The following is a 25,542-nucleotide window of genomic DNA, read 5'->3' as shown; positions in this document are numbered from 1 at the left end:
GCGGAGGTCGGCGCCTACGCGGAGGCGCTGCGCGCCGCCGGGTGGCAGGTGGAGGCGGACACGGGCCGGTGCGCGCACGTGCGGGTGCCCGGCTCCGACCGAGGGTGAGCCCGGTCCGGGCCGGAAGCACACCCGGAGCAGAGACCCGGAATCAGACACGACCGGACCGGACCGCGGCCCGCGCCGACTCACGGTTGCCGCGTTGCGGTGGCCAGTGCCGCGCGGATGGCGTCCTCGCCGGCCGGTTGTCCCTTCTCGTCCGAGAACGGCCCGTACGGGGACCCCCACACCGGCGTGCCCGTCGCCTGCCGCCAGCCATCGGCCAGCGGTCCCGCGTCCACCACGCCGTACCCGAGGGATCCGATGAACTCGTTCACCGTCTCCTTCGCCGCCGCGGAGTCCCCGGCGACCGGCAGGTACGAGCGGTCCGCCGCCCCTGCCGGGCGGGCGAGGGACAGCAGGTGCTCGAAGAAGATGTTGTTGAACGCCTTCACGAGCACGGCGTCCGGGACGTACCGCAGCAGCAGCTCGCTCGAAGTGAGCGACGTGCTGTCGAGCTCGGGGATGCGCCCGTCACGCTCGGGGCCGTAGTTGCACGTGTCGATGACCGTCTTTCCGGCCAGTGTCGCGGCGGGCAGGCTGGGAAAGGCGCTGACCGGCACCGCGACCACGACGATGTCACCGGCCGCCGCGGCCTTCCGGCTCGTCTCCGCGGATGCCCGCGGCCCCAGTTCCGCGACCGTGTCCGCGAGCGTTGCGAGACCGCGCGAGTTGCTGAGCACGACCTGGTGCCCGGCCTCGACGGCGAGCCGCGCGATGGCACCGCCGATGTTTCCGCTTCCGATGAATCCCACAGTCGTCATATTCCGTCCCTCCAGAAGAGCCGTACCCTTGTCATCGGCCGGACTCGTCGCGATGCGGGTCCGTGCCGTCAGGTGGCGGGGAAGTAATGGCCGTTGTCCACATCGGCGAGCAGGCCGGGGTGGGCGGGTTCCCAGCCCAGGGCCCGGCGGGTGATGAGATTGGACGCCGGATAGTTCTGCGTGACCATGTGCGCGAGGAAGCCGAAGTACCCCGGCACCATCAGTACGTCCGCGGGAACGCTCACGACGGGCAGGCCCAGACGGCTGCCGATGGCCTCGGCGATCTCGCGGAGCGGAATGGCCCCCTCCCCGACCGCATGCCAATATCTGCCGGCCTGCCCTTTCTCCAACGCCAAGCGGAACAAGGAGGCGGCATCGCGGACGTGCACGGCGTTCCACAGGTTCGCGCCGTCGCCGGGGTAACCGACGAAGCCCTTCTCCTTCGCGAGCGCGATCAGCTGCACGAGGAAGCCGGCCCGATCGGTCGTACTGTGCGCGATGTTGGCGATCCGCACGACCGAAGACCGCACTCCCCGCTCGGCGAGGCCGACCACGGCGGTTTCCACGTCGTTGCGAACCCGCAGGGTCCCCTTGTACCCATCGCCGCCGGGAAGGGCCGGGTCCTCCTCGGTGACCGGTCGGCCCAGGTTCCCGGCCGAGCCGATGCTCCCCGCCGCGACCAGCGGCTTCCCCGTTCCCGCGAGTGCCTCACCGTACGCGAGCATGATCGGGAGCTCCGCGGCGGCCACGGCGTCGATCCCGCCGGACGGAAGCAGGTCCTGCCTGTGCGCGACGTGGATGACGCCGTCGGAATCCGCGGCCGCCTCCTTGAGCCCGTCGAGATCCTCGAGGTCGCCGCGACGCACCTTCGCGCCGAGCGCGGACACCGCCGCCGCAGCCGTGTCCGACCGGGCCAGGCCGGTGACCTCGTGTCCGGCGGCGATGAGCTCGGGGATGATGTACGAACCGGAATGGCCGGTCCCGCCAGTGACGAAAACGCGCACGCTAATGCTCCTTGTGAATGATGTGGCGCGAGAAATGGTGGTACGGGTGCGCTCAGTTGAGAATGCTGACGCCGAGGGAGAAGTTTGTGTGCCTGACGGAGTGGGCGACGAGGCCCAGCTCCAGCAGGCCGGCGTTCTCCAGTGCCCGCGCCATTGACAGTCGGCCGGTGTCCATCGGGCGCATTCCCATGCTCTCGATGAACGCCGACACGCGTGCCTTTGCCTGTGGGTCGTCCCCGGCGATGAATACGTCCAAGGGGCGGCCCTCGACCGGGTCGGCGGCCAGAACATGGGAGAAAAGGGTGTTGAACGCCTTGACGACATGCGCGCCGTCAGGGGCGGCCTTGGCGATCTCCTGTGCGCCGGAACTGCCGTCGGGGGTGGCAAGACCCGTGAGATCGGGGGTGAGGGGGTTGGTGATGTCGATGACGACCTTGCCGCTCAGTGCGTCCCCGTGCTCGCCGACCACCGCCGCCGCACTGGCGTACGGCACGGCGAGGACAACGATGTCCCCGGTCGGGGCGGCGCCGGCCGTCCCGGCAGTGGCGCCGCCGAGCGCGGTGGCCAGTTGCTCGGCCTTGGCCGGGTCGCGGCCGATGATCTCGACGTCGTTGCCGCCGGCGAGCGCCCGGCCGGCCAGGGCGACGGCCATGTTCCCCAGGCCGATGATACTGATGCTGCCCATTGGCGTTTCTGCTTTCTCGAGCTGAATAGGACACCATTCTCACCGTCGTTGTCAACGATTGCTTCGCCGACGCTTCCGAACAACGCGATGGGCCTGGCTCATTTCATGATGCACCCGTTCTGGCCCTGAATCCTGCCGTCGAGCCCGATGTCGGACTCTTACATCGAATTCACTCCGGACCCGGGCACATATTCAGGATGCCATTGGTGTGAGCGGGTGTCCAAGACCTCTTTCAGCTGTTGCGATACCCTGGAGGTATCGTCGGCCGGGAGGCTCCATGGATCTGGACCTGCGCAAGTTGCGCTACTTCGTCGCCGTCGCGGACAGGCTGCACTTCGGCCGCGCCGCCGATGAGCTGCACATCGCGCAGCCCGTGCTCAGCCGGCAGATCCGCGCGCTGGAACAGGACCTCGGCACCCCGCTGCTGACAAGGGACAGCCACGGCGTGGCGCTGACCGACGCCGGCAGGCAGCTTCTGACCGACGCCGGCCCGCTGCTGGCCTCCGCGCACGCGGTCCGCCGCCGGGTGACCGTGGCAGCGCGGGCCGTCCAGCGGCTGATGGTCGGCTTCCGGGCGGGCATCGCGGTCGCCCCCGCGGTACGGCTGTTCGCCGCCCGGCACCCGGACGTCCTGGTGGACGTGCAGCGGATCGAAGGGGACGACCAGGCCCCGATGCTGCTCGACGGCCGTATCGACGTCGGCTATGTGCGGCTGCCCATGGCCGAGACCGGGCTGCGCGTCGCCCCGCTGTACACCGAGCCGCGGGTGGCGGTGCTGCCCGCCGGCCACAGACTGGCCGGCCGGGAGCAGATCACCGAGGACGAGCTGGCCGGCGAGCCGCTGGTCTGGCATGGGGACACGAGCACGCAGCCCACCAGGCGGCCGCACCCCAACGCCGGGTACCTGGTGCGCGGGGTGGACGAGACGCTCGAGCATGTCGCGGCCGGCCGGGGCATCTCGTTCATGGCCCGTTCGGCGACCGTGTTCTACTCCCATCCGAACATCAGCTACGTGCCCGTCCCGGATCTGGCGTCCGACCAGGTGTGCCTCGCGGTGGCGGCATCGCACACCTCGCCGTTGGTCGACGACTTCTTCGCCGCGGCTCAGGAGGCGGCCGAGATCACGGCAGAGTGTGGGCACTATGAAATGTGGCAGCTGGGGAAAAGCGCCGTTCCGATGAGGTGATCTCGGAGGAAGCGAATCAGGCGCCCGTTTTTCGACCACGCGCGAGGCGCGTTCGGTGGAGGTTCGCGAACAGTCCTGGCCCGGAGCCGGGCGTGGAGTCCTGGACGAACCGGCACGGGGACCCTGCCCAAGTTCGTGCTCTGCCGATGATTTCCGAGGCAACACCGGGACGAGCTTCTCCAGCGCCTCTTGGGCCGGACCGAAAGCCGCGACCCACGTCTCGATCGGTGCGTCCGCTCAGGGACGGGCGCGGTGCGCGTCTCCAGGCGGGGAGTGGCGGGAGAACCAGGTGGCCTGATTCCCGGCGCGCGGTTGTCGCGGTACTCCCCCGGGTATACGTCCCGCGCCGGACATCACACTGCGTAATAGGAGGATTGCCATGGGTTTCTTCGGGGCGCACTGGGGTTACGTCGACACCGACGAGGCCGAATACGGCGAACTCACGCCGCGCGAACAGCAGTGGCTCCACGAGATCGAGCAGAAGCAGCAGCAGGACACCACGGGCAGCGGTGAGCGCTGACGTCCACCGGGGGTTCGAGCGGCCCGTCACGGACCGCTCGAACCCCGCGGACGACCTCGCCGCCCCGCACACCCCCGGCCCGCAGGGCCCGCCCGCCCACGGCGGCGAACGCGAGTTCGACCTCACCGAGGCGTGGCACCGCGCCGGCCGCACCGCCCGGCACCTGGACTACCGGCCGCGCCTGACCGACCTCGGCGGCGCGTGGCGCTGCCGGCTCGCTCATGCCGACCGGACCCCCGTCACCGCCGGGCTCGGCACGGGCAAGGGAGACGACGACGCCGCCCGGGTGGGCGCGGTCTTCGAGGCGCTGGAGCACGCCCTCACCCACGCGAGCGCGCTGCGACCCGACCGCGTCGTCCTGCGCACCGTCCGCGACCTCCTCGTGGGCGTCTGGGGGGCCGACCCCGCCGTCCTCGCCCTGGACCCGGACGCCGACGCCCCGCTGGCCTGCCGTACCCACACCGCGCTCGATGGCCGCTCTCCCGCCGTCGACGTTCCGGTGTTCCTCACCTGCCCCTCCTATCCGGGTGCGGAGGCCGCTCCGCTCCGCGACGCCCTGGGCGACACCCACGACTACGCCCCCGCAGCCCGCTACAGCACCAACAGCGGGAGCGCCATCGGCTCCTCCCGTACCGAGGCCCTGGTCCACGCCCTGGCCGAGGTCGTGGAGCGCGACGCCTACTCGCTGCTGCTGGCCGGGCTCTTCCTCGGTCCCGGCGGGCGCGCGGCCCGCGTCGTGCGGCCGGAGTCCCTGCCCGGCGATCTCGCCCGATGGCACGGTTTGGCCCGGCGCAGGGTGCGCGGCCCCGTCCACGTGCTGGACATGACCACCGACCTCGGGGTTCCCGCGTTCAGCGCGCACGGCCTGTCCGGCGGGGGCACCCCGGTGCAGGGGCAGGGTGCGTCGCTGTCCGCCCGCCTGGCGCTGCGCCGCGCCCTCAGCGAACTCGTCCAGTGCGCCGCGGTGGCCGACCACGACGGTGAAGAGGCCGTCACGCCCGATCTGCGCGGGCTGCGGCCCTACCCGGCCCTGCTGGCGGCGGGCCGGGCCGACGTCGGTCGGCACCTGGGCGCCGCCCGCCCGGTGGACTTTCACGACACCGCCGCACCGGCCACCCCCGGCGGCCACCTGCGCGGGCTGGTGGCGGCCGTGGCCGCGCGCGGCCACACGCCCTACGCCGCCGAGGTGCACACCGCCGCCACCGGTGTGTGCGTGGTGAGCGTGGTGGTTCCCGGTCTGGAACGCTTCTTCGCGGTCACCGGCGGCGCCCCGGTCGTTCCCGGTCCGCGGGCGCGCGCTCAGCTGAGCGGTCCGACCATGAGCGACGGCGTCGGGTTCCCGGGGTAGACCGGTTCGGGGTCGGGGAACACCGGGACGCACCCCCGCCCAGGTGTCGGCCGGTGCGGGCGGCGCCGCGTCCTCCCGTCGGTCGAGGCCGGCGCCCCCGCTCAGTCCAGGTCGGACATGTCGAGCACGAAGCGGTAGCGGACGTCGTTGCGTTCCAGGCGTTCCAGGGCCGTGTTCACCTGCGACGACGGCAGCAGTTCGATGTCGGCGGTGATGCCGTGCTCGGCGCAGAAGCTCAGTAGTGCGGCGGTGGAGGGGCGGCCGCCGCTGCCCGCGGAGCTGAGCCTCTTGCGGCCGATGAGCAGGTCGGTGGTCTCCACGGTGACCGGGCCGAGGTGCCCGAGGTGGCTGAGGGTGCCGTCCATGGCGACGGTGCGCAGGTAGGGGGTCAGGTCGTGGGGGGCTGAGACGGTGTCGACGACCACGTCGAACCGGTCCCGGACGGCTTCCATCTGCGCGGCGTCGGTGGAGACGACGAATCCGTCCGCGCCGAGGCCGTACGCCTCGTCGGCCTTGTCCGGTGTGCGGCTGATGACGGTGGTCGTGGCGCCGAGTGCGGCGGCCAGCTTGACGGCGAGGTGCCCCAGGCCGCCCAGCCCGACAACGGCGACCGTGCTGCCCGGGCCCACGCCGAGGGCCCGCAGGGGCTCCCAGACGGTGACGCCGGCGCAGAGCAGAGGGGCCGCTCCGGCCGCGTCCAGACCGGCGGGCAGGTGGTGGACGAACGTGTCGCGGACCACGTATTCGCGGGAGTAGCCGCCCAGGGTGGTCGCCCCGTCACGGCGGTCGGTTCCGCCGTAGGTCAGGGTCGGGAAGTCGTGGCAGAAGTTCTCCTGGCCGGCCCGGCACATGGGGCACGTGCCGCACGAGTCGACGATGTTGCCGACGGCCACGGGGTCGCCCGGGGCGAAGCCGGTGACCTCGCTGCCGACCTCGCTCACCGTGCCCGTGAACTCGTGCCCCGGCACCAGTGCCCCGTCGGTGTCGCTCTTGTGGGCGCGCAGGGCGTGTAGGTCGCTGAAACAGACGCCGCAGTAGTCCACGCGCACCGCGACGTCGTCCGGACGCAGGTCCCGGCGCCGGAGGTGGGTGCGGAGCAGGGCGCGGGTCGCGGGGTCCGCCTGCCATCCGATGGTGGTGCGCATATCTCTCCAAAGACAGACTGTTCGGTCTATTTGGAACCTAGGCCGTCGGAGCCAGATAAGCAAACAGACTGGTCTGTCTGCTAACGTGGTGGCCATGCCCGAACAGCCATCGAGCGCGCGCGGGGCCGCCACGCACCGGCGGATCGTCGACGCCGCCACCCAGGAATTCGCCCGCTACGGCATCGCCGGAGCCCGCATCGAGCGGATCATCGCCGCCGCGCGGACCAACAAGGCCCAGCTCTACGGCTACTTCGGCAACAAGGAACAGCTCTTCGACGCGATCTTCTTCGCCTCGCTGGAGCGCATCATCGATGTCGCCCCCATCGACGCCGGGGACCTGGCCGACTGGGCGGTGCGCCTCTACGACGAGTACCTGGCCCGCCCCGACCTCATCCGCCTCGCCACTTGGGCCCGCCTGGAGCGGCGCCCGAGCGGGCACCTCGTCGCGGAGCACGAGCGCTACGACGACCACAAGCTCGGCGCCATCGCCGAGGCTCAGGCCGCCGGGCGCATCAGACAGGGCGACCCCTTCGACGTGATGGCCGTGGTCATCGCCATGTCCATGGCCTGGTCGCCGGTGAGCAACGTCTACGCCGCCACAGCGACGGAGCCGCAGGAGGTGCACGGACAGCGGCGCGACCTGTTGCGGGACTGCGTCCGCCGCGCCGTCGCCCCGGAACCGGCAGCGTCCGCCGCGCCGTGAGCCGAGGGTGCGCCCGGGTGGCGCTCCCGTGCCCCTGCTGAGGCGACACAGCGCGCCTACGCGCCCGCCTCACCCCTTCCCATGGCCGTCCCCTCCCGTCCGGGGGCGGCGGGCCCGGGGCACGGAGTCCAGGACGAGTTCGTAGGAGTGGTCCACGAGGTCCCGGACCATGTGCGCGGTGATCTCCTCGCCGGCGCCCACAGAGGTCCAGTGCGTCTTGTCGAGGTAACGGCCCGGGGTGATCGAGGGGTACCGGCGCCGCAGGGAGCGGCCGTGGTCGGGCTCGACCTTGACGGTGATGATGCGCTCGTCGGGGTCGTCGGTGACGATCAGGAAGACCTTGCCCGCCACCTTGTACACGTCCAGCTTGTCGACGAAGGGCCGCCCGTGGTCGGTCCCGGGCAGGTCCCGGGCCGTGCTGCGCGCGGTCTGTTGGAGCTGCTCTCCGGTGATGGCCATGGCCACTCCTCAGGTCTGTTGCGAAAGTGCGCCCCTGCCGTCCGCGGGACCGGTCCGGCACGAATGTCGGACGTGTCCGCCAGGCTCCGGTCATGGAGATGACGCTGCAACTGACGATCGACTGTTCGGACCCGCGGACACTGGTGGCGTTCTGGAGCGAGGCTCTGGGATACATACCCGAACCCCCACCGGGCGGCCATGCCACGTGGCGGGAGTACTGGGCAGCGATGGGGGTGCCCGAGGAGGAGTTGCCCGCGGGCGCGGGCGACGTCCCGGAGTCGATCGTCGATCCCGCAGGGCAAGGGCCCCGGGTGTGGTTCCAGCGGGTTCCGGAACCCAAGGCCGCCAAGAACCGGATACACCTCGACCTGAAGGTCGGCGGCGGTCGCGACGTCCCGTTGGCGGTGCGCACGCAGCGGGTCACCGCCACGGTGGAAAGACTGGTCGAGGCCGGCGCCGGCGTGCTCCGGATCACGGACGAGCCGGACATGGGGCACTACGCGGTCCTGATGCAGGACCCCGAAGGCAACGAATTCGACGTCGTCTAGGAACCGTTCGGCCGGGCGCGGCCCGGTGGTCAGCCCGCCGCGCGAACGTCCGGGCGCGTGGCCGGCTTTCCCGACGGCGACCCGACGGGTCGGCGGGACCGGGGCAGGTTGTCCACCACGAGCCGGTAGGACTCGGTCACCAGCTCCCTGACCAGGTCCTTGTCGATCGAGTCGCCGGGGGCGAGCGTGATCCAGTGCCTCTTGTTCATGTGGTAGCCCGGGGTGATGTCGGCGTGGGACTCACGCAGGGCTTCGGCCTCACCGGGGTCGGACTTGAGGATCACGACCGGTTTGCCGGGGACCTCGGTCATCAGCATGAACACCTTGCCCCGGACCTTGAAGACCTCCCAGTCGGGTCCGAACGGGTGCTCCAACCCGGCACCCACCAGGGTCTCGGCGTGTTCCTGGGCCGTGTCCTGCAAGGTTTCGCCGTCCATCGCCACTCTCCGTCCTCGCGTGCTGCGGCCACGGGCGCCCGGCACCCGCGTGCCGTCGCCCTGTGCCTCTCCTACCCGACCCGACCGGCCCACACAGGTCGTCGAACTGCGTGGACGCGCTACGGACTCCGGCGCCGGCCCGGCCGCCGGGAGCTGGCCCCTGCCCTGCCGGAGAACCGACGCGTGTGGAACGCTACCCCGGACGGGGACCGGTCGCCGCTTAGGTTGGGGTCATGCTCTCTTCGGCGCAGCTGGCCGTCTTCGTACCCGCGGCGTTGGCGGTGGCCGCCTCGCCCGGGGCCAACAACCTGCTCGCCTTCCGCAACGGGCTGCGGCAGGGCCTGTGTCCGGCCGCCGTCGCACTCCTCGGACGCTTCGCCGCGTTCGCCCTCATGCTCGGTGCGGTGATCACCGGCCTGGGGGCGCTCCTGCACGCCTCCCGGACGGCCTTCGAGATCCTCCGCGTCGCCGGGGCGGCCGTCATGGTCGGACTGGGGGCGTGGGTGGTGTGGTCGGCGCGCGCCGCCTCCGCGCCGAACGGGTCCGCGCCCGACCGGGAGGACGGGGGCGCCCGTGATACGGCGCCGTGGAAGCTGGCGGGGCAGGAGTTCGTCACCGCCGCCGCCAACCCCAAGGCTCTCCTGCTGTTCACGGCGTTCCTACCGCCGTTCGTATCTTCCGGGTCCGGCGTCGCGGCCGGAGTGCAGCTGGTCGCGCTGGGCGGGCTCTACATCGTCTGCGAGGCGGCCACCGCCCTGGTCTGGGCGACCGCGGGGCGCGTGCTGGCGGGGCGCCGCGTGCGGCCGGTGACGCTGCGCCGCCTGGACCAGGCGTCCGGGGGAGCATTGATCGCGTTCGGCGGAGGGCTGGCGCTGGCGGACCTGTCACGCCGGTAGACCCGGGGAGCCGCATGCGGCGTCGGCGCCCCCGGGCCCGCAGCCGCCGTCCGACAGCCGCACCGCGTCCGGGCCGTGATGCCTGTACCGGTGAGGACATGACACCGTGTCACTGGTGTCGCGGCGGAGCAGGACGAATACTGGTCCGGACCCCCGGGGCGGGGTCGCGGACACGCCGGCACGGGGTTCGGGAGCTCCGGCGCCGGGAAGAGACGGTTCCGCGCCCGGCCGGCCGGGCGCCCCGGGCGGGACGGACGCCGAGGAGAAGACGATGGAACCGACACTGCCGCAACGGCTCTACCTGCTCAGCTACGACACCGACAAGAACCGGTTCGACCCCGTCAGCACCGCCTACCGCGGCCACCTGCTGCGCGCCGCCGCGCTGACCGAGCTGATCCTCGGCGGCCTGCTCCGTGCCCGGGACGGCAGGGCCGAGCGCGACACCGCCCGCACTCCGGAGGACCCGTTCCTGGCCGAGGTGCTGGACGGCCTGTCGCCGCACGAACCGGGCCACTGGATCAACGCCGTCCCGGACCGTGAGTGGAAGGCCGAGAGGGCCGTGCGCGAGCAGCTCGTCGCGAACGGGTCGATCACGGTCGACCGCGGCCGGGTACTGGGGCTCTTCCCGACCCTCGACGTCACCCTCGAACACCCCGGAGAGGTCCGCCGGCTGCACGAGCGCGTGCACGAGGCGGTCCGCACCGAGCACACCGTGGCGACCGCCCCCGCCGAGGACGTGGCCCTGGCCGCGATCGCGGCCGACGGCGATGTCTGGACGGTGTTCACCCCGCAGGAGCGGCACGAGTACAGGGCCGGGTTCAAGGCGGTCCACGAGCGCTTCGGCCTCGAGGTGCCCGGGATGCGCACCGCGATCCTGGCTGCCGTCGTGAACCGGCGGGCGGGGACCGCCTAGGTCGGCGCGGAGGGCGACGCGTGGTGACCGGCCCCGGCCCGCCCGTCGCCCCTTGCCGGTCGGCCTCGTCCGCCCCGCTGTTCACCGCCCCGGCTGCGCGGCGGCGGGCTCGTGGTCCTCGGCCGGCTCGGGCTCCCAGCGCAGCAGGTCCCCCGGCTGGCAGTCGAGCACCGTGCACAGGGCGGACAGGGTCGTGAAGCGCACCGCCTTGGCGCGGCCGTTCTTGAGCACCGCCAGGTTGGCGGGCGTGATCCCGACGCGGTCCGCGAGTTCCCCGACGGACATCTTGCGCTTGGCCAGCATCACGTCGATGTCGACGACGATCGGCATCAGATCACCTCGTCGAGCTCGCCCCGCAGCCGGGACGCCTCGGCCTTGCTCTCGATCGCCTGGGCCAGCAGCGTCCTCAGCACGACCACGATGAGCGCGCCCCCCAGGAGCGCCGTGCCCACCCCGCCCACCAGCAGGACCACGCCCGGCGGCACGGCCTCACCCGGGGCCATGACGAACCCGAGCCCGAACACCAGGAGGGCGGCCGCCACGATCGCGCCGATCATCACGTCGACGTACCGGAAGGCGGTGTTGGAGAACACGGTCCCGCGCCGCACCTTCGTCACCAGGAGCCACACACAGACCAGGACGGCCTGGACCGCCACGATGCCCAGGAACACGATCGCGATCACGGGGGCGCGCACGAGCAGCGGGTCGGCGCCGGCCTCGCGCAGGTCCGCGGCCAGCAGCGGCACCATGACCGCCTGCACGAACACCGACCCTCCGAGCAACATCACGAGCACGACGCGCAGCGCCAGCACCGTCAACTTCCCCATCGCATCTCCCTGGATCGTTTCTCAATAAGAATCTATCGAAAAACGATAGCAGCGGCAATGGAGTGCCCATGTCCCTGAGCCCTCGTCCCCCGACTCCCCCGCCGGCGCCCCAGGGACCCGGCCCTCTCGGAGTCGGTCGGCCTGCCCCTCTAACGCGCTCGCGCCGCGTTCACAGAGCGGTGACAGAAGCATCCCGGGGCGCGGAGACCGCACCGGGACCGCTCCGGGACCCACGTCCACGGGGGCCCTGCCCCGGATCGCGGGGGCGGCGGCGCCGCCCGGTGCTCACCTGTCGGCTCCGGCCCGGGTACGGCGGTCCTCGTGGTGGGAGCCGCGCCAGTCCAGGCACACGACGGTGGCGTCGTCCTCCGGGCGCCTTTCGGAGGCGTCGGTGACCGCGGCGGTCAGGGTCCGTACGACCTCACGGGGGTGGTCGTCGGCGGTGTCACCGATCAGCCGGGGCAGGTCGACGGATGCCGCCCGGCGGTCCTGCATGCCGTCGGTGTGGAAGACGAGGCGGTCACCGGGGCGCAGGTCGAGGTGCTGCACGTGATAGGCGACCGGTACGTGCATACCGAAGGGCAGGTCGACGTCCAGGCCGACCTCGTTCACCGTGCCGTCGCGCAGGAGCAGCGGCCAGGGGTGTCCGGCGTTGACGATCTGCGCGCCGGTGCCGTCCAGGGCGATGCGCACCAGCTGGCCGGTGGCGAACGAGTGGTCTCCGTGGTCCAGGAGGGCCCGGTGGGCCTGATACGCCTGATCGGCCAGGTCGGCGCCGGCTCGGCGGGCGCTGCGGGAGGCGTTGACCAGCAGGGTGGCCATGAGGGCGGCGTTGACGTCGTGGCCCATGGCGTCGGTGATGGACAGGTTCAGGGTGTTGCGGTCCAGGGAGTAGTCGTAGGTGTCCCCGGCGACGGAGTCGGCGGGCACCAGGGCCGTGGCGAGGACGAACTGGGCGGCTTCGCAGGAGGACGCGCTGGGCAGGAGGTGGCGTTGGATCTCGCTGGCCAGGCTGATCGGGGTGGTGCGCCTGCCCCAGTGGTAGAGGTCGGTGAAACGGCGGTCGGTGACGATGATGTACGCCAGCGCGTGCGCGGCCCCGCGGACCTCGTCCAGGACCTCCCCCGTGACGTGGGGCAGGGTCAGCTCCAGGATGCCGATGACGTCGCCGCGGTTGGTCACCGGAGCGAGCACCCGCTGTCCGTGCCCTCCCCCGTGGCCCTGCACCAGTTCCTGGTTGCGCAGCACCTGGTCGTAGACGCTGCCGGCCAGCGGAATCTCCTCGGGGTGGCGGTCCGCCCGCGTGACGGTCTCCTCGCCGACCCGCACCACCTGCCGGCCGACCATGTCGGCGAACAGGAACGAGACCGCGTGCGCGTCGAACCGGTCGCGCAGATTGCGCGCCACCACGTTGAGGGACTCCATCGGCGCGGCTTCCTCGGCCTCGGCGAGTATCTCCGCCAGCCCGGTCCGGTCACCAGCCATCGTCGCCCCCAGCGTTTTCGCACACGCCCCACACCGACCGTGCGTACCACCTTCCCCCGCCCGCACCGGCTACACCTCGGGCAACAGGGCTCGACCTGCGATGACTGCCGCTTCCGAAGGCCGCCAGGAGCGAGGACGGCCCCTGGGCGGCGGCCGGGGGAACGGGAAGCAGGTGCGGGCGAGGCAGGTGCGGGCGGAGAGGTCCCCGGCCGGCCCTCCCCCCCCGGAGCGGTGCCGCGTTCGTGCGATGCGCGCCGCCCCCCCGGCGCCGGGGGGGCGGGGTCGGCGGCCCCTCCCCTGCTCCACGGGCACCTCGAAGGTTCCGAAGTCGGCGGCGCGCAGCGTCACGGAGTCCGCCTCGTCCGACGGGGCCGGGAAGTAGACGGAGGGGCCCCGCCGTCTGCCGAGCAGTGGGCGTCAGAGGCGCCGACCGCCGGGATCCCCGTGGACGGCTGCCGGTACACGCTCGGTCAGCTCCCGTCCGCCGAGAAGCGGTAGAAGGACTGGACCGCCCCCTGGTCCGTCGCGAACGAGGAGACCAGGTGCGGGCGCAGGGGGCCGGGGTCGGGTCCGAAGAGGGGGATGCCCTTCCCTAGGAGCACCGGAACGCGGGTCACGGTGAGGTCCGAGAGGAGACCCTCGGCCAGGAACGCCTGGACGGTGCGGCCCCCGTCGGCGTAGGCGCGCTTGACCCCGGCCTCGGCAAGGGCCGTCCGCAGCGCGGGGAGGTCCGGATGGACGGTCACCGGCGAACTTCCCAGGTCCGGTCGCGGTCCGGCGGGCAGCGTCGTGGAGAGCACATGGATCGGTGTGCCCCGGTAGTGGTCCCCTGCGAACTCCCGCATGGTGTCGTAACTCGCGCGCCCCATCGCCAGGGCGTCGACGGTGGCGAAGAACTCCTCGTAGCCGGTGTTGTCGAAGACGGTCAGCCAGTCCAGCTCACCGTCGGGCCCCGCGATGTACCCGTCGAGGCTGCAGCCGAGGAAGGCGTGAAATGTGGTCATGCCCGAACCGTAGCGGCGCCCCCGGGGCGGCGGCCTGACCGATCTTGCGCTGTTCGGGCCGTGCCCCGGAGCTGGCTCTCGGCCCGGCCCCTTCGTCGGCCCCGCCGCTCCCCGGTACCGGTCGACCGGTGCCACGGGGGCGCCCATGACGTTTGAGGGGGTGAACCGATGACGCCGCGTCACTGGTGGGCGCGGCGGGGTGACAGCAGTCTGAGGGGGTGCTTCCCGGCGGCGACGGCCGCCCCTCACAGCGGGGGCGACGGGCTGCCGGGAGGCGGGAATCCGCTACCCAGGAGGCTGCACACGTGGAACGAAAATGGAGCACGGGCCGGAGTGCGCCGCTGACGGCGGTGGTCCTCCTCGCCGGTTCGCTGGTCGCGGCGGCGCCCGCCGCGGCCGACGATCGCGACGGGAGGCCGGTGCCGGAGGTGGAGTGGGGCGCGTGCCCCGCCGACGTCCCGACCGGGCCGTACCCGCTGGAGTGCGGGACCGTGCCGGTACCGGTGGATTACGGCGACCCCGAGGGCGCCGGGATCGACATCATGGTCTCCCGCCTGGCCGGCGGGGCCCCGGACGGGCGTCGCGGCATCCTGCTGCTCAACCCGGGCGGCCCGGGCGGCTCCGGTCTGTCGATGCCGGCCGACCTGGCCGCCCTCGGGGCGCCCACCAGCCTCCTGGACACCTATGACCTGATCGGCATGGACCCCCGCGGGGTCGGACACTCCTCCCCGGTGAGCTGCGGTTTCACCGCCGACCAGGCGTACTACGGCAACATCCCGCCGTACGCCGTCGACGACGCGGCCGTCACCGACCATGCTGTGACCGCCGAGCAGGTCGCCGACCAGTGCGCGGCCAACGACACCGAGGGGCTGCTGCCCCACATGTCGACGGCCAACACGGCCCGCGACATGGACCGGATCAGAGCGGCGCTGGGCGAGGAGAGGACCAGCTTCTTCGGGGTGTCCTACGGGACGGCGCTGGGCTCCGCCTACGCCTCGATGTTCCCCGAGCGCACCGACCGGATCGTGCTCGACAGCAACATCGGCGACACCTTCCTCGGCTACGACGGTCTGCGCCAGTTCGGCCCGGGCTTCGAGGAGGCCTTCCCCGACTTCGCCGCCTGGCTGGCGCGGCGCGACGGCAGCTACGGCCTGGGGAGCTCTCCTGCGCAGGTGCGGGAGACCTACTTCGAGATCGCGGAACGCCTCGACGAAGAGCCGGTGGCGGGCGTCGACGGCCCCTCCTTCCGGTTCTACTCCTTCGCCGGACTGTACGGCGAGGAGAACTACGCCCTGACGGCGCAACTGTGGCAGTCCCTGGACGACCGCGACGGGACCGCGGTCCGGCGCTACCTGGACGCCCCTGCCGGTGGCGGTGAGGAGACGGCCGAGCCCGTGGCAGCGGACAACGCCTGGTCGGCGTTTCTCGCGGTGACCTGCAACGACTCCGAGTGGCCGGAGGACCTCGACACGTACCGGAGCAGCGTCGCCGAGGATCGGGAGCGGTACCCGATGTACGGCGCGGCCGGCGCCAACGTCATGCCGTGCGCCTACTGGCACCACGAGCCGGCCGAGGCCCCGGTGGAGATCACCGGGGAGGGCCCGGCCAACGTCCTGATCGTGCAGAACCTGCGCGACGCGGCCACCCCGTACGCCGGCGGCGTGAGGCTGGACGACAAGTTCGGGCAGCGGTCGCGGCTGGTGAGCGTCGACGGCAACGGGCACGGGGTCTACCTCTACGGTGACAACGCCTGCGCCTGGAACGTCACCACGGGCTTCCTCGTCGACGGCGAGTTCCCGGAGCGGGACGTCTCCTGCGGGGCGTCCGCGAACGCCGGTCCGGGACCCGGCAGCGGGGCGGAGCGGCTGCGGACCGAAACCCTCGACCGGCTCCGCGACACCGCCTGAGCGGGCACGAGGGGCACCGTCGCCCCTGAGCGGCCGGGAGCGGGTCGAGTCCGATCCGCCCCCGGCGCTCCTGCGCCGTCCGCCCCGCGGATCAGCCGCGGTGTGAGCGGGGCGGAAGGAGCGGACCTTCCGGCCCGCCCGGGCCCGGGGTTCCGGGGCGCGCCGTGCGGCACGCTCCGGAACCCGCGGTCACAGCGCGGCCCGCACGCGTTCGCCGATGCGTCCGACCGAGACCCCGTAGCGGTCGTGGAGCGTGGGCAGCGCGCCCGCGTCGAGGAACTCGTCCGGCAGGCCGATGGGCGTCACCTGCCGGGTCACGCCCCGCTGGACCAGCGCGGAGGCGACCGACTCGAAGAGGCCCCCCACCACGGAGTGGTTCTCCAGCACGAAGACCTTCCGGTCGGCCGCGACCTCGGCCAGGACGGTGTCCACGTCCAGCGGCTTGATGGTCGGCGTGTGCAGGACAGCGGCGCCGATGCGGTCCTTCTCCAGCGCGGCGGCCACGCGCAGGGCGCGCTCGGTCATCAGCCCCGAGGAGATGAACAGGACGTCCGAGCCGCCGCGGAGCAGTGCGGCCTTGCCGAGGCGGAACTCGTAGTCGTACTCGTCGAGCACCGTGGGCACCGCGCCGCGCAGGATGCGGGTGTAGGTGGGCCCCTCGTGCGCGACGAGCTGGGGGACGGCCTGGGCGATGTCGACGGAGTCGCAGGGGTCGACGACGGTCATCCCCGGGATCCCGCGGAGCAGGGCGACGTCCTCCGTGGCCTGGTGGCTGGGGCCGTAACCGGTCGTCAGCCCGGGCAGGGCCGCGACGATGTTGACGTTCAGGCGCGGTTCGGCGATGTCCAGGCACAGGAAGTCGTAGGCGCGGCGGGTGGCGAAGACCGAGTAGGTCGACGCGAAGGGCACGAACCCCTCCTGGGCCAGGCCGGCCGCGGCGCCCATCATGACCTGCTCGGCCATGCCCATCTGGTAGAAGCGGTCGGGCATGGCGTCGCGGAACACGTGCATGTCGGTGTACTTGGCCAGGTCCGCGGACAGGCCCACGATGCGGGGGTCCTCCCGCGCCGCGGCGAGCAGCGCGTGCCCCAGCGGGGCCTGGGCGGTGCGCGCGCCGTCGTCGGCGATCGAGGCGATCATCGCGTCCGAGGTGAGCCGCTTGGCGGTGGTGGCGCTCATGCGTCGTTCCCTTCCTTGAGCTGTTCGCGGGCCGTCTGCCACTCGTCCGGGGCCACCCGCATGAAGTGCAGCTTCTCCCTGGACTCCAGCATCGGCACGCCCTTGCCCATGGTGGTGTCGCAGATCAGGGCCTTGGGCCGGCCGCGGTGGGCCTTGAGCTCGTCCAGTGCCGCGAGCAGCGCGGCGACGTCGTTGCCGTCGACCCGCAGGACGTGCCAGCCGTTGACCCTGAACTTGTCGTCGGCGGGCTCGGTGCCCATGACCTCCTGCGCCGGGCCGTCGGCGACCTGGCGGTTCATGTCCACGATCGCGATGACGTTGTCCAGGCCGTGGTGGGCGCAGGCCTGCACGGCCTCCCAGGTGGAACCCTCGCTGAGCTCACCGTCGGAGAGCAGGTTGTACACGTGCGCCGGGTTGTCCTTGCGGCGCAGTCCCAGGGCGATCCCCACGGCGACGCCGAGCCCGTGGCCCAGGGAGCCGCCGGAGACCTCCATGCCGGGCGTATAGGTGGACATGCCCGACATGGGCAGGCGCGAGTCGTCGGTGGCGTAGGTGTCCAGTTCCTCGACGGGGATCACGCCCGCCTCGGCCAGGGCCGCGTACAGGGCGATCGCGTAGTGGCCGATGGAGAGGAGGAAGCGGTCGCGCCCCTCCCACTCGGGGTCCTCGGGACGGAGGTCGAGCTGGTCGGCGTAGAGGGCGGCGAGGACGTCGGCGATCCCGAGGGCCTGGCCGATGTAGCCCTGCCCCTGTACCTCCCCCTGGGTCAGGGCGTTCAGCCTGATCCGGTACGCGGCGGCCCTCACCCGGTCGGTCCGGGCGGTGTCGACACCGCTTCCGGGCGCCGTGGCGGTCTGGTTCATCTCAGTCCTCCTGGTTGGGTGGTTCGGGTGGTGGTTGCGGGGGGCGGCCCGGTGGCCTGTTCGGCGGTTCTTCCGGGCGGTTCGTCGCGTCGCGGGACGGGTCCGCGGTGAGTCCTCACGCCAGCGCCCAGACGAGGCAGACCAGGCCGAAACCGGTCGTGCCCAGTACCGTGACCAGCACGGTCCACGTGCGCAGCGCGTCCGCGACCTGCAGCCCGAGGTAGCGCGAGACGATCCAGAACCCCGAGTCGTTCACGTGGGAGAGGCAGATCGCCCCGCAGCCGATGGCCAGGTTGATCAGGGCGATCTCCACGGAGCTGTAACCGCCCTCGGAGACCGTGCTCGCCAGCAGCCCGGCCGTGGTGATGGCCGACACCGTCGCCGAGCCCTGGGCGGCTCTGAGCAGTGCGGCCAGGACGAACGCCAGGAGCAGCAGGGGGATGCCCAGTCCGAGCAGGCCGCCGGAGAGGGCCTCACCGATACCGCTCTCGCTGAGGACCTTGGCGAAGGCCCCGCCCGCCCCCGTGACGAAGACGACGATGGCCGCCGGGGCCAGGGCCCCCTCCATGACCCGGCCCACGGAGCGCATCGACCACCCGCGCCGCACCCCCAGCAGGTACACCGCCAGCAGGCAGCCGGTGAGCAGGGCGAACGGCGGGGCGCCGAGCATCGTCAGCAGGCCCAGGGCGGCCGAACCCTCGGCGAGGAAGACGCTGCCGACGGTCTGGAGCCCGATCATGGCGATCGGGACGAGGATGACCGTCAGCACGCTGCCCGTGCCCGGGGGCGCCTGCGGTTCCGTCCTGGCCGGGGCCTTCACCGGGCCGCCGCCCTGGTCGGCGGGCCGGGTCCCGGAGGGTTCGGAGCCACCGGTCCCGTCGCCGGGGGCCTCGGCCGAACCCTCCGAGTACCGGGCGAGCGTCTCCGGGAGCACCGTGTAGACGCGCCGGTTCAGCAGCCGGGCCGTGTAGTGGGCCACGAAGCCCACCGGCACCACCAGCGCACAGCCCAGGAGCGTGACCAGGCCCATGTCGGCCTCCATGATCGCCGAGCTGCCGACGATCCCCGGGTGAGGGGGCACCACCACGTGGATGAAGAGCATCAGGCCGGCGATCGGCAGGCCGATGGCCATGGGCGAGGGCAGCCTGGCCGCCCGCGAGAAGGCGTAGATGATCGGTACCAGGATGATGAAGGCGACGTCGAAGAAGATGGGCGTCGCGATCGCCGCCGAGGCGATCAGCAGGGCGGCCCCCACCCGCGCGGGACCCAGGATCCGGGCGAAGCGCCGGGACAGCGCGTCCGCGCCCCCGGAGTGCTCGATGATCGCCCCCAGCATCGCCCCCAGTCCGACCAGGAGGGCGACGTTGCCGAGCGTTCCGCCCAGGCCCTCGACGATGGTGGGGATGATCTCGGCGAAGGGCATGCCGGTGGCCAGGGCGGTTCCGACGCCGACCAGGATCAGGGCGACGAAGGCCGGCACGTGGAATCGGATGATGAGCAGGAGCAGGAGGGCGATCGACCCGAGAGCGATCAGTATCAGCACAAGAGCATCCATAGGTGGATCCCCTCTCGTGTATCGGTGGGGCCCGCACGTTCACGGCCGGGTGTTTGCGGGCATGACGAGTGACCCCTACGGGCTTGGTGGTTCCGCCGACCGGCTTCCCCGGGTCTCGGAGCCGTGGTGCGGCAGGGGCGCGACGCGGCGGCGGTCCGGCTCGCGTGCGCGGTGCGTCGTGGGCGACGCGCGGTGTCAGTCGCGGTAGACCTGGATGACCTGGGAGTCGTCCCGGTCGAGGAGCCCGGTGGCGGCGGCCTGCTCGTAGGCGGCACGCGCGGCGCGGGCCAGGGGCGCGGAGAAGCCGACGGCGTCGGCGGTGTCGGTGACGAGAGTGGAGTCCTTGACGAAGATCCCGATGGTGCTGGTGACCTCCTCGGCGGCCTCCGGGAGCATGCGCGGTCCGCGGTCCCCCAGCATCCAGGATGCTCCCGCTCCGCCGCCCACGGCCTCCAGGACCTCCGCGGGGTCCAGGTCCAGCTTCTCGGCCAGCGCGAGCGCCTCGGCGGCGGCCACGATGTGCACCGAGCACAGGAGCTGGTTGACCACCTTGTAGGACTGTCCCCTGCCCACCTCGGCGCCGCAGTCGCGCACGGTGCCCATGGCGGAGAGGACGTCGGAGCAGTCGGCGAGCGCGGCCGGGTCGCCGGAGGCGAAGAGGGTCAGGGCGCCGCGTCTGGCGCCGGCCACGCCGCCGGTCACCGGCACGTCCACCAGCCGGACCCCGACCTCCTGGGCCCTGCGCGCGGCCTCGCGGACCGGGCCCGGGCCGACGGTGCTCATCACCGCGAGCACGGCTCCGGGGCGCATGGAGTCGAGCGCGGCGCCGGGTGCGGACACCGCCTGGTGCAGCTGTTCGGGGGTGGCGACCATGACGAGGACGGTGTCGGCCTCCTCGATCCCGGTGAGGTCGGCCCGGGCGGGTACGCCGAGTTCGGCGGCGGCCTCACGCCGGCGGGGCGAGGGGTCCACCCCGAGCACGGTGTGGCCCGCGCGGGCGATCCGCTCGGCCATGGGGAGGCCGATGGCGCCGATACCGACGAACATGACAGTCGATTTCGGGCATGGCTGTGGAGCCTGTGTCGCGTTCATGTGTCTTCCTTCTCCCCCTCGGGGTGGGGATCGCGCGGTCCCGGAGCTCGGGACCGCCCCCGGCGGGGCACGGATCGGGGTCCGGGTACGCGGGGTCCCGGTGGGTGGGATTGCGGTGGGTCTGGTGGGTCTAGTGCTCGTCCGTCATGTCGGAGCTCTCGGTGATCCGGCGCCACAGGCTGAAGTGCTCGACCATGGCGGCCGCGGCGGCGCTGCGGTCGTGCGCTTCGATCGCGTCGACGATGGGCGTGTGGATGGTGTCGGTCCTGCGGGGCTCGTCGGAGCCCTCCGGCAGCGCTGCTGCCTCGACGCTCAGCGCCCGGGCCCGCTTCTTGGCCAGGACGTCCTGGAGGGCGAGGCTGATGCCGTCCACGAAGAGTTCGATGACCGGGTTGTCCGCGATGGTGAACAGCCGTTTGTGGAAGGCGTAGTCTGCCTCGTGCCCGGCCTGGGCGTCCCCCGCGGCGGTCGCGCGGACCATGTCGTCGATGTGTCCGCGCAGGGCGGCGACGTCGTGGTGGTCGGCCCGGTCCGCCGCCTCCTGGACCACGGAGATCTCCATCATCTCCCGGGCCCGTTCGACGCTGGCGTGGTCGACGTGGCCGAACTTCGACATCAGGTCGAAGAGCAGCCGCACGAACGAGGCGTCGGGCTTGGTGACGTAGGTCCCCGCCCCCTGGGTGCGCCGGACCATGCCGAGCACCTCCAGGCTCCCCAGGTTCTCCCGCACGGTGGCGCGGCTGTTCCCGAGGCGCTCGGCGAGCGCGCGCTCGGTCATGATCCGTGACTCCGGACCCAGGACCCGCGCCTCCTCGGCGAGGGCGTCGACGAGCGCGTCGAAGTTGCTGTCCATGACACCTTCCATTGGCCTGACCAATGTGACTGAGGCTACAAGGAGGCGATCGAGGAGGTCAAGGGATTGGTCAGGCCAATATTTCGTCCGTGTTGCCCCTGGGTTCCCAGGACGGGGCCGACCGCCGCCCCGACCGCCGACCGCGCGCTCGGCCCGGGGTGCGGCGAGGGCGTCGAGGGAGCCGATGCGACCCGTCCGGCCCGCCGGGGCCGGACGGGCGCCACCGGCGCCCCCTGGCTCACAGCTCCAGCTTCGCCCCGGTGCGGCGGGCGGCGACGAGGCACAGGGCCAGGGTCCAGAGCAGTCCACCCAGCAGGACGGCGACGGGCGGCAGCTCGGGGACGGGGAGGCCCGGGAGCGCGAACAGCCCCCACCCCGGCGGAACCGCCAGAAGCACCCACACCACCGGCGCTGGCAGGGTCCAGGCGAGGACGGGCAGGAGCACCGACAGCGCGGCGACGGCCTTGACGACGACCAGCGCCTCCACCTTGTTCGACGCCGTCGACGTGACGGTCAGCACGAGGAGGGGCGCGGCAGCGGCCGCGACGGCGACCGAGACCGCGAGCCCCGCCGACCAGGGCGGGGCGAGCCCGGAGAGGGGGACCGCGGCCGCGAGCCCAACCAGGGACAGCAGCCAGGCGAGCCCCGAACGGTAGCCGACGTACCAGTACAGCGGCAGGGGGGACGCGCGCAGCACCAGCAGCGTGCGGTCGTCGACGTCCTCCATGAGCCGGAGGGCGACGACCGACCCCGCGATCAGGGGGACGTGCAACAGGATCAACGCGGCGAACACCACCGGCGCGACCGACGCGAGGTCGAACCCGTAGGAGTCGCGCACGAAGGCCGACACCGGCGGGTGGCCCACACGGATGAGCAGCGCCAGGAGCACCGGTGCGAACAGGACGACGGGGAGGAGGGGGTCGCCCCGCCCGGCCGACAGGTCGAAGCGCACACAGGAGAGCAGCGGCGAGCGCCTCCGGGCCCGTCCGGAAAACGCGGCGCCCACCCCGGCGGCGCCGGGACCGGTCCGCGCACCGGGTTCGGGACCGCGCCGGAACACCGGGCGCCCCCGGGGCGCCCCGATCGGCGGGTTCATCCCCCGGGCGGCCCACGCACAGGCCCCGACCGCCCCCGCCGTGCCCCACGCCAGCGCCCACAGTGTCGAGGGGTACGCGGGCGCCCCGCCCGTCGCACCCACGCGGAGCAGCTCCGCCGCGGCCGTACTGGGCACCAGGAAGAGCACCGGGGCGCGAACCGCCTCCGACAGGTGCAGGACCGGCGCCACGATCAGCAGCACGACCCCGGGAACGACGCGGAGGAAGGCCGCGGAAAGGGTGGCGGCCCCGCTCCCCAGGGCCAGGCACGTCCCCACCAGGAGCACCGACGTCATCGCGACGCCGCCGGCGATCGCCGCGACCCCGCCGGGGCCGACCGGGACGCCGGAGGCCAGGGTCATGGGGACCGCCATCGCCACAGCCAGGACGGTCAGCACCGTGACGCGCGCCGCGACCGTCTCCCACGGGCGGAGCGGCGTCACCCCTCGGGCCGCGTCCGTCCTCTCGACGCGCTCGAACAGCGCCAGGGCCACCGCGATGAGGGCGCCGAAGCCTGCCGTGTCCACGAGGAGGAGCAGCGGGAGCAGCATCCGGGCCCCCGCCGGGGGAAGCGCGAGCAGAGCGAGGGACCACAGGAGCGCGAGCCCGCCCGCGAGCCCGACGACGCCGTACCGCCACGCGGTCCTGATCTCTGCCCGTGTCGCGGCCACAAGGCGGCGCACCGCGGGGTTCCCGTGACGGTTCGACGCCGCCCGCGCCCGCAGGGCGGTCACAGCCGGACCTTGGTGACCTGGGTGAAGACCTCGTCCAGGGTGGCTTCGCGACTGTGGAGGGTGGCCAGGGCGCCCGCCCGGAGCAGTTCCACCAGCTCCTCCACATCGTCACCGGAACCGTCGAACACGCGTCTCCGGGCATGGCCGTCCCGGCGGTACTCCGCGACCAGGCCGGACCTCCCGTGGCGGTGTTTGAACGCCGCCGGCGTGTCCACCGCGACGATCCGACCGCCGACCACGAACGCGAGCCTGTCGCACAGCTCCTCCGCGGTGGGCATGTCGTGGGTGGTGAGGAAGACCGCGGCGCCTCGGGCGGCTTCGGCGCGGATGACGTCGCGCATGCGTGCGGCGCGTACGGGGTCCTGCCCGGAGGTGGGTTCGTCGAGGAAGAGGATCTCGGGGCGGTTGATCAGCGCGCGGGCCAGGTTCAGACGCATCCGCATGCCCTTGGAGAGGGTGGCGACCCGCTGGTCCGCGGCGTCGGAGAGGTCGAGCCGGTCGAGAAGGCGGCCGGGATCCACGGTCGGCCCCTGGTAGAACGAGGCGAACGCGGCCAGGTTCTCCCGTGCCGTCATCCGGCCGAACGCGGCGGGCAGTTCGAAGCCCACGCCGATCCGCTCGTGGTAGTCGCGCCCCCAGTCCCCCAGCGGGCGGCCGAGGACGCGGACGCTGCCCCGGTAGCGGCGCAACAGGCCGGTCAGCACGTTCTGCACGGTGGACTTGCCCGCGCCCGAGGGGCCGAGGAACCCGAACACCTCGCCGGCGGACACGGTGAAGTCCATCCCGGCGACAGCTTCCGTCCTCGCGCCTCGGTAGCGCACGGTCAGGTCCGTGACCTGGACGGCATCGCCGGTCACGGCCTGCCCTCCCGCCGGACGCCTGCACTGTCCAGGGTTCCCAGGGCCTCGTCGATGAGGGCGGGGAGGTCTGCTGTGCCGTCGCTCTCCGCCCACGCGGTCACGGCAGTCGCGAGCGCGGCGGTGCAGGCCGCGGCGGCGACACGGACGGGCAGGGGCGGGTCGTCGGCGTCGTCGTCCGGGGAGAGCAGTCCCCGCTCGAAGGCGGTCTGCGAGGCGCGCATGCTGTCGGCCATCCGGTGCCGCAGCGCGGGCGTGTCCAGGATGAGGCGGGTGCGCAGCAGCAGGCCGTCCCTCTCCGCCTCGTGCACGTGGGCGGCGGCGCCCGTGAAGGCGTTCCGGATGCGGGTGATCGGGGGCTCGTCGGCGGGGCGGTCCCGCACCAGTTGTTCCAGCAGAGGGTCGTACTCGTCCCGCAGGACCACGTCCTCCTTCGTCGGGAAGTGCCGGAAGAACGTCATGTGCGAGACCCCCGCCTCGGCCGCGATCCGGGCCACGGTGGTCCTCTCGTACCCGTGTTCCAGGAACAGCCGGTAGGCCGCGGCCCTGAGGGAGTCGCGTGTGCGCACTCCCCTGTCGTGGTTCGCACTCTTTCCCATAGTGACAAACTAACATGTTATTTACTAACGGCAACCTGCCGCCGAACCCGTGGGCGCGGGCGCCGGCACCGGCCTCCCCGGCCAGGTCTCGACGTCCTGGCAAGGCGGTGTGGCGCCGGGCTGTGCGCGGTGTCCTTCCCGGGGCGGCGGCAACCAGGGGGCGCACAGGGGCGTCCAACGTGGAAACCCCCTGCGTCGAGGAGAGTTCCGTGTCCCCTGTTCAGACCATCCGCACGGTGGCCTTCGCGTTGATCGCCGGGGGCGTGTCTCTCGGACTGGTTCCCGGCGGCTCGTGCGGGGCGGGCTGGTGGCCCCTGGTCGACATGAACGCCTCCTTCGGCTGGTTCGCCTACGAGGAGGTGTCCCGCCCCGCGATAGGGGCCGGCCTATGCGGGACGACCATGGCCCCGGTGGGGTCGTGGGCGATCGCGCTGATCGTGGTCGGGGCGACCCTGCTGCTGGGGGCGTGGATCAACACCCCCTACGGGCCGCAGGGCGAGCCGGAGGAGAGCGGCCACCAGCCGCCCGATGCGACCCCGTCATGAGGTGGTCGCGACCGGCCGGCGGAGGTCGCGCTCCTCGGGGCCGGTCGCGGCACGCAGGCCCGGGAGCTCACGGCGCCCCCTCGTCTCTCACCGGGTGGGGCCCAGGTGCGGGAAGCTGGCGGCGGTCAGGAACCGCCCGTCCTTGCGCTCCACCGTGAGTTCGCCGCCCTCGCCGGCCACGCGCTCGCGCAGGGTGGCGAGCCCGCCGAGCCCGGTGGGCGGGCCCTCCTGCGCGCCGTCG

At 72.5% G+C, this 25,542-nt stretch carries 27 protein-coding genes; 9 read left to right on the top strand and 18 right to left on the bottom strand.

Annotated features, from left to right (window positions below):
* Positions 1-188: 188 nt before the first annotated feature.
* The 3 genes from ACFQBR_RS33045 to ACFQBR_RS33035 all read right to left on the bottom strand — a co-directional run bounded on the left by ACFQBR_RS33045 (position 189) and on the right by ACFQBR_RS33035 (position 2,552).
* Positions 189-863, bottom strand: coding sequence for an NADPH-dependent F420 reductase (locus ACFQBR_RS33045; RefSeq protein ID WP_344184155.1), 675 nt, complete (start codon positions 861-863; stop codon positions 189-191).
* A 68-nt stretch (positions 864-931) separates the two neighbouring features.
* Entirely contained in the window at positions 932-1,867 is a 936-nt protein-coding gene (locus ACFQBR_RS33040; protein WP_344184156.1) for an SDR family oxidoreductase, read from the bottom strand.
* A 52-nt stretch (positions 1,868-1,919) separates the two neighbouring features.
* A complete protein-coding gene (locus tag ACFQBR_RS33035) occupies positions 1,920-2,552 on the bottom strand; it encodes an NADPH-dependent F420 reductase (protein WP_344184158.1) in 633 nt (210 codons plus the stop codon).
* A gap of 277 nt (positions 2,553-2,829) precedes the next feature.
* Between ACFQBR_RS33035 and ACFQBR_RS33030 the strand changes: the two genes are divergently transcribed.
* The 3 genes from ACFQBR_RS33030 to ACFQBR_RS33020 all read left to right on the top strand — a co-directional run bounded on the left by ACFQBR_RS33030 (position 2,830) and on the right by ACFQBR_RS33020 (position 5,606).
* Positions 2,830-3,738 (top strand): LysR family transcriptional regulator, encoded by a 909-nt coding sequence (locus tag ACFQBR_RS33030; protein ID WP_344184159.1) that lies wholly within the window; start codon positions 2,830-2,832, stop codon positions 3,736-3,738.
* 379 nt (positions 3,739-4,117) lie between these two features.
* Positions 4,118-4,258: a hypothetical protein gene (locus ACFQBR_RS33025; RefSeq protein ID WP_330162342.1), complete on the top strand. Its 141-nt coding sequence runs from the start codon at positions 4,118-4,120 to the stop codon at positions 4,256-4,258.
* The gene (locus ACFQBR_RS33020) at positions 4,248-5,606 is read left to right on the top strand and encodes a YcaO-like family protein (RefSeq protein WP_378554962.1); all 1,359 of its coding nucleotides are present in this window, start codon (positions 4,248-4,250) and stop codon (positions 5,604-5,606) included. The genes ACFQBR_RS33025 and ACFQBR_RS33020 overlap by 11 nt, the downstream gene beginning before the upstream one ends.
* A 101-nt stretch (positions 5,607-5,707) precedes the next feature.
* On the opposite strand, the gene ACFQBR_RS33015 is transcribed toward ACFQBR_RS33020, so the two are convergent.
* Positions 5,708-6,751: an NAD(P)-dependent alcohol dehydrogenase gene (locus tag ACFQBR_RS33015; protein ID WP_344184161.1), complete on the bottom strand. Its 1,044-nt coding sequence runs from the start codon at positions 6,749-6,751 to the stop codon at positions 5,708-5,710.
* Between the two features lie 94 nt (positions 6,752-6,845).
* Between ACFQBR_RS33015 and ACFQBR_RS33010 the strand changes: the two genes are divergently transcribed.
* The gene (locus ACFQBR_RS33010) at positions 6,846-7,454 is read left to right on the top strand and encodes a TetR/AcrR family transcriptional regulator (RefSeq protein WP_344184162.1); all 609 of its coding nucleotides are present in this window, start codon (positions 6,846-6,848) and stop codon (positions 7,452-7,454) included.
* Positions 7,455-7,523: 69 nt separating this feature from the next.
* On the opposite strand, the gene ACFQBR_RS33005 is transcribed toward ACFQBR_RS33010, so the two are convergent.
* Positions 7,524-7,913, bottom strand: a complete 390-nt coding sequence (locus ACFQBR_RS33005) for an MmcQ/YjbR family DNA-binding protein (RefSeq protein WP_344184163.1) — start codon at positions 7,911-7,913, stop codon at positions 7,524-7,526.
* Positions 7,914-8,005: 92 nt separating this feature from the next.
* Between ACFQBR_RS33005 and ACFQBR_RS33000 the strand changes: the two genes are divergently transcribed.
* Positions 8,006-8,461 carry a VOC family protein gene (locus ACFQBR_RS33000; RefSeq protein WP_344184164.1) on the top strand — a complete coding sequence of 152 codons (456 nt, stop codon included), beginning with the start codon at positions 8,006-8,008 and terminating at the stop codon, positions 8,459-8,461.
* A gap of 29 nt (positions 8,462-8,490) precedes the next feature.
* On the opposite strand, the gene ACFQBR_RS32995 is transcribed toward ACFQBR_RS33000, so the two are convergent.
* Complete coding sequence (locus tag ACFQBR_RS32995) at positions 8,491-8,898, bottom strand: MmcQ/YjbR family DNA-binding protein (protein ID WP_344184166.1); 408 nt, start codon at positions 8,896-8,898, stop codon at positions 8,491-8,493.
* A gap of 233 nt (positions 8,899-9,131) precedes the next feature.
* Here ACFQBR_RS32995 and ACFQBR_RS32990 point away from each other — a divergent pair, with 233 nt between their 5' ends.
* Complete coding sequence (locus ACFQBR_RS32990; protein WP_344184167.1) at positions 9,132-9,794, top strand: LysE family translocator; 663 nt, start codon at positions 9,132-9,134, stop codon at positions 9,792-9,794.
* A gap of 271 nt (positions 9,795-10,065) precedes the next feature.
* The gene (locus ACFQBR_RS32985; RefSeq protein ID WP_344184168.1) at positions 10,066-10,707 is read left to right on the top strand and encodes a GOLPH3/VPS74 family protein; all 642 of its coding nucleotides are present in this window, start codon (positions 10,066-10,068) and stop codon (positions 10,705-10,707) included.
* 81 nt (positions 10,708-10,788) lie between these two features.
* On the opposite strand, the gene ACFQBR_RS32980 is transcribed toward ACFQBR_RS32985, so the two are convergent.
* The 4 genes from ACFQBR_RS32980 to ACFQBR_RS32965 form a co-directional block, all read right to left on the bottom strand.
* Positions 10,789-11,037: a helix-turn-helix domain-containing protein gene (locus ACFQBR_RS32980; RefSeq protein ID WP_344184169.1), complete on the bottom strand. Its 249-nt coding sequence runs from the start codon at positions 11,035-11,037 to the stop codon at positions 10,789-10,791.
* Positions 11,037-11,534: a DUF2975 domain-containing protein gene (locus tag ACFQBR_RS32975; protein WP_344184170.1), complete on the bottom strand. Its 498-nt coding sequence runs from the start codon at positions 11,532-11,534 to the stop codon at positions 11,037-11,039. The genes ACFQBR_RS32980 and ACFQBR_RS32975 overlap by 1 nt, the downstream gene beginning before the upstream one ends.
* Before the next feature lie 285 nt (positions 11,535-11,819).
* The gene (locus ACFQBR_RS32970; RefSeq protein ID WP_344184171.1) at positions 11,820-13,019 is read right to left on the bottom strand and encodes a PP2C family protein-serine/threonine phosphatase; all 1,200 of its coding nucleotides are present in this window, start codon (positions 13,017-13,019) and stop codon (positions 11,820-11,822) included.
* Positions 13,020-13,489: 470 nt separating this feature from the next.
* On the bottom strand, positions 13,490-14,023 hold the full coding sequence (locus ACFQBR_RS32965) for a dihydrofolate reductase family protein (protein ID WP_344184172.1): 534 nt from the start codon (positions 14,021-14,023) through the stop codon (positions 13,490-13,492).
* Positions 14,024-14,328: 305 nt separating this feature from the next.
* On the opposite strand from ACFQBR_RS32965, the gene ACFQBR_RS32960 reads away from it, so the two are divergent.
* Complete coding sequence (locus ACFQBR_RS32960; RefSeq protein ID WP_344184173.1) at positions 14,329-15,930, top strand: alpha/beta hydrolase; 1,602 nt, start codon at positions 14,329-14,331, stop codon at positions 15,928-15,930.
* Between the two features lie 189 nt (positions 15,931-16,119).
* Here the strand turns inward: ACFQBR_RS32960 and ACFQBR_RS32955 are convergent, their stop codons facing one another.
* From ACFQBR_RS32955 to ACFQBR_RS32920, 8 genes are all read right to left on the bottom strand, one after another.
* Positions 16,120-17,109 (bottom strand): transketolase family protein, encoded by a 990-nt coding sequence (locus tag ACFQBR_RS32955; protein WP_344184174.1) that lies wholly within the window; start codon positions 17,107-17,109, stop codon positions 16,120-16,122.
* Entirely contained in the window at positions 17,106-17,972 is an 867-nt protein-coding gene (locus tag ACFQBR_RS32950; protein WP_267944923.1) for a transketolase, read from the bottom strand. Before ACFQBR_RS32950 ends, ACFQBR_RS32955 begins: the two co-directional genes overlap by 4 nt.
* A gap of 115 nt (positions 17,973-18,087) precedes the next feature.
* Positions 18,088-19,527, bottom strand: coding sequence for a GntT/GntP/DsdX family permease (locus tag ACFQBR_RS32945; RefSeq protein WP_344184175.1), 1,440 nt, complete (start codon positions 19,525-19,527; stop codon positions 18,088-18,090).
* Positions 19,528-19,722: 195 nt separating this feature from the next.
* Positions 19,723-20,619, bottom strand: a complete 897-nt coding sequence (locus ACFQBR_RS32940; RefSeq protein WP_267944925.1) for an NAD(P)-dependent oxidoreductase — start codon at positions 20,617-20,619, stop codon at positions 19,723-19,725.
* Between the two features lie 130 nt (positions 20,620-20,749).
* Complete coding sequence (locus ACFQBR_RS32935) at positions 20,750-21,472, bottom strand: FadR/GntR family transcriptional regulator (RefSeq protein WP_344184176.1); 723 nt, start codon at positions 21,470-21,472, stop codon at positions 20,750-20,752.
* A gap of 238 nt (positions 21,473-21,710) precedes the next feature.
* Positions 21,711-23,249: a fluoroquinolone export ABC transporter permease subunit gene (locus ACFQBR_RS32930; RefSeq protein WP_378554961.1), complete on the bottom strand. Its 1,539-nt coding sequence runs from the start codon at positions 23,247-23,249 to the stop codon at positions 21,711-21,713.
* Between the two features lie 47 nt (positions 23,250-23,296).
* Complete coding sequence (locus ACFQBR_RS32925) at positions 23,297-24,157, bottom strand: ABC transporter ATP-binding protein (RefSeq protein ID WP_344184178.1); 861 nt, start codon at positions 24,155-24,157, stop codon at positions 23,297-23,299.
* Positions 24,154-24,756: a TetR/AcrR family transcriptional regulator gene (locus ACFQBR_RS32920; RefSeq protein ID WP_344184179.1), complete on the bottom strand. Its 603-nt coding sequence runs from the start codon at positions 24,754-24,756 to the stop codon at positions 24,154-24,156. Before ACFQBR_RS32920 ends, ACFQBR_RS32925 begins: the two co-directional genes overlap by 4 nt.
* A gap of 209 nt (positions 24,757-24,965) precedes the next feature.
* On the opposite strand from ACFQBR_RS32920, the gene ACFQBR_RS32915 reads away from it, so the two are divergent.
* A complete protein-coding gene (locus tag ACFQBR_RS32915) occupies positions 24,966-25,301 on the top strand; it encodes a hypothetical protein (protein ID WP_344184181.1) in 336 nt (111 codons plus the stop codon).
* Positions 25,302-25,542: the final 241 nt, after the last annotated feature.

The sequence above is a fragment of the Nocardiopsis tropica genome (assembly GCF_042660575.1).
GTDB lineage: Bacteria > Actinomycetota > Actinomycetes > Streptosporangiales > Streptosporangiaceae > Nocardiopsis > Nocardiopsis tropica.
This window is presented reverse-complemented; position numbering and strand designations above follow the sequence as displayed.

Coding starts and splice junctions, on each gene's coding strand:
- ACFQBR_RS33045 (WP_344184155.1), bottom strand. CDS start 863: ATGACGACTGTGGGATTCATCGGAAGCGGAAACATCGGCGGTGCCATC.
- ACFQBR_RS33035 (WP_344184158.1), bottom strand. CDS start 2,552: ATGGGCAGCATCAGTATCATCGGCCTGGGGAACATGGCCGTCGCCCTG.
- ACFQBR_RS33030 (WP_344184159.1), top strand. CDS start 2,830: ATGGATCTGGACCTGCGCAAGTTGCGCTACTTCGTCGCCGTCGCGGAC.
- ACFQBR_RS33025 (WP_330162342.1), top strand. CDS start 4,118: ATGGGTTTCTTCGGGGCGCACTGGGGTTACGTCGACACCGACGAGGCC.
- ACFQBR_RS33015 (WP_344184161.1), bottom strand. CDS start 6,751: ATGCGCACCACCATCGGATGGCAGGCGGACCCCGCGACCCGCGCCCTG.
- ACFQBR_RS33010 (WP_344184162.1), top strand. CDS start 6,846: ATGCCCGAACAGCCATCGAGCGCGCGCGGGGCCGCCACGCACCGGCGG.
- ACFQBR_RS33005 (WP_344184163.1), bottom strand. CDS start 7,913: ATGGCCATCACCGGAGAGCAGCTCCAACAGACCGCGCGCAGCACGGCC.
- ACFQBR_RS33000 (WP_344184164.1), top strand. CDS start 8,006: ATGGAGATGACGCTGCAACTGACGATCGACTGTTCGGACCCGCGGACA.
- ACFQBR_RS32995 (WP_344184166.1), bottom strand. CDS start 8,898: ATGGACGGCGAAACCTTGCAGGACACGGCCCAGGAACACGCCGAGACC.
- ACFQBR_RS32990 (WP_344184167.1), top strand. CDS start 9,132: ATGCTCTCTTCGGCGCAGCTGGCCGTCTTCGTACCCGCGGCGTTGGCG.
- ACFQBR_RS32985 (WP_344184168.1), top strand. CDS start 10,066: ATGGAACCGACACTGCCGCAACGGCTCTACCTGCTCAGCTACGACACC.
- ACFQBR_RS32980 (WP_344184169.1), bottom strand. CDS start 11,037: ATGCCGATCGTCGTCGACATCGACGTGATGCTGGCCAAGCGCAAGATG.
- ACFQBR_RS32975 (WP_344184170.1), bottom strand. CDS start 11,534: ATGGGGAAGTTGACGGTGCTGGCGCTGCGCGTCGTGCTCGTGATGTTG.
- ACFQBR_RS32970 (WP_344184171.1), bottom strand. CDS start 13,019: ATGGCTGGTGACCGGACCGGGCTGGCGGAGATACTCGCCGAGGCCGAG.
- ACFQBR_RS32965 (WP_344184172.1), bottom strand. CDS start 14,023: ATGACCACATTTCACGCCTTCCTCGGCTGCAGCCTCGACGGGTACATC.
- ACFQBR_RS32955 (WP_344184174.1), bottom strand. CDS start 17,109: ATGAGCGCCACCACCGCCAAGCGGCTCACCTCGGACGCGATGATCGCC.
- ACFQBR_RS32950 (WP_267944923.1), bottom strand. CDS start 17,972: ATGAACCAGACCGCCACGGCGCCCGGAAGCGGTGTCGACACCGCCCGG.
- ACFQBR_RS32945 (WP_344184175.1), bottom strand. CDS start 19,527: ATGGATGCTCTTGTGCTGATACTGATCGCTCTCGGGTCGATCGCCCTC.
- ACFQBR_RS32940 (WP_267944925.1), bottom strand. CDS start 20,619: ATGAACGCGACACAGGCTCCACAGCCATGCCCGAAATCGACTGTCATG.
- ACFQBR_RS32935 (WP_344184176.1), bottom strand. CDS start 21,472: ATGGACAGCAACTTCGACGCGCTCGTCGACGCCCTCGCCGAGGAGGCG.
- ACFQBR_RS32920 (WP_344184179.1), bottom strand. CDS start 24,756: ATGGGAAAGAGTGCGAACCACGACAGGGGAGTGCGCACACGCGACTCC.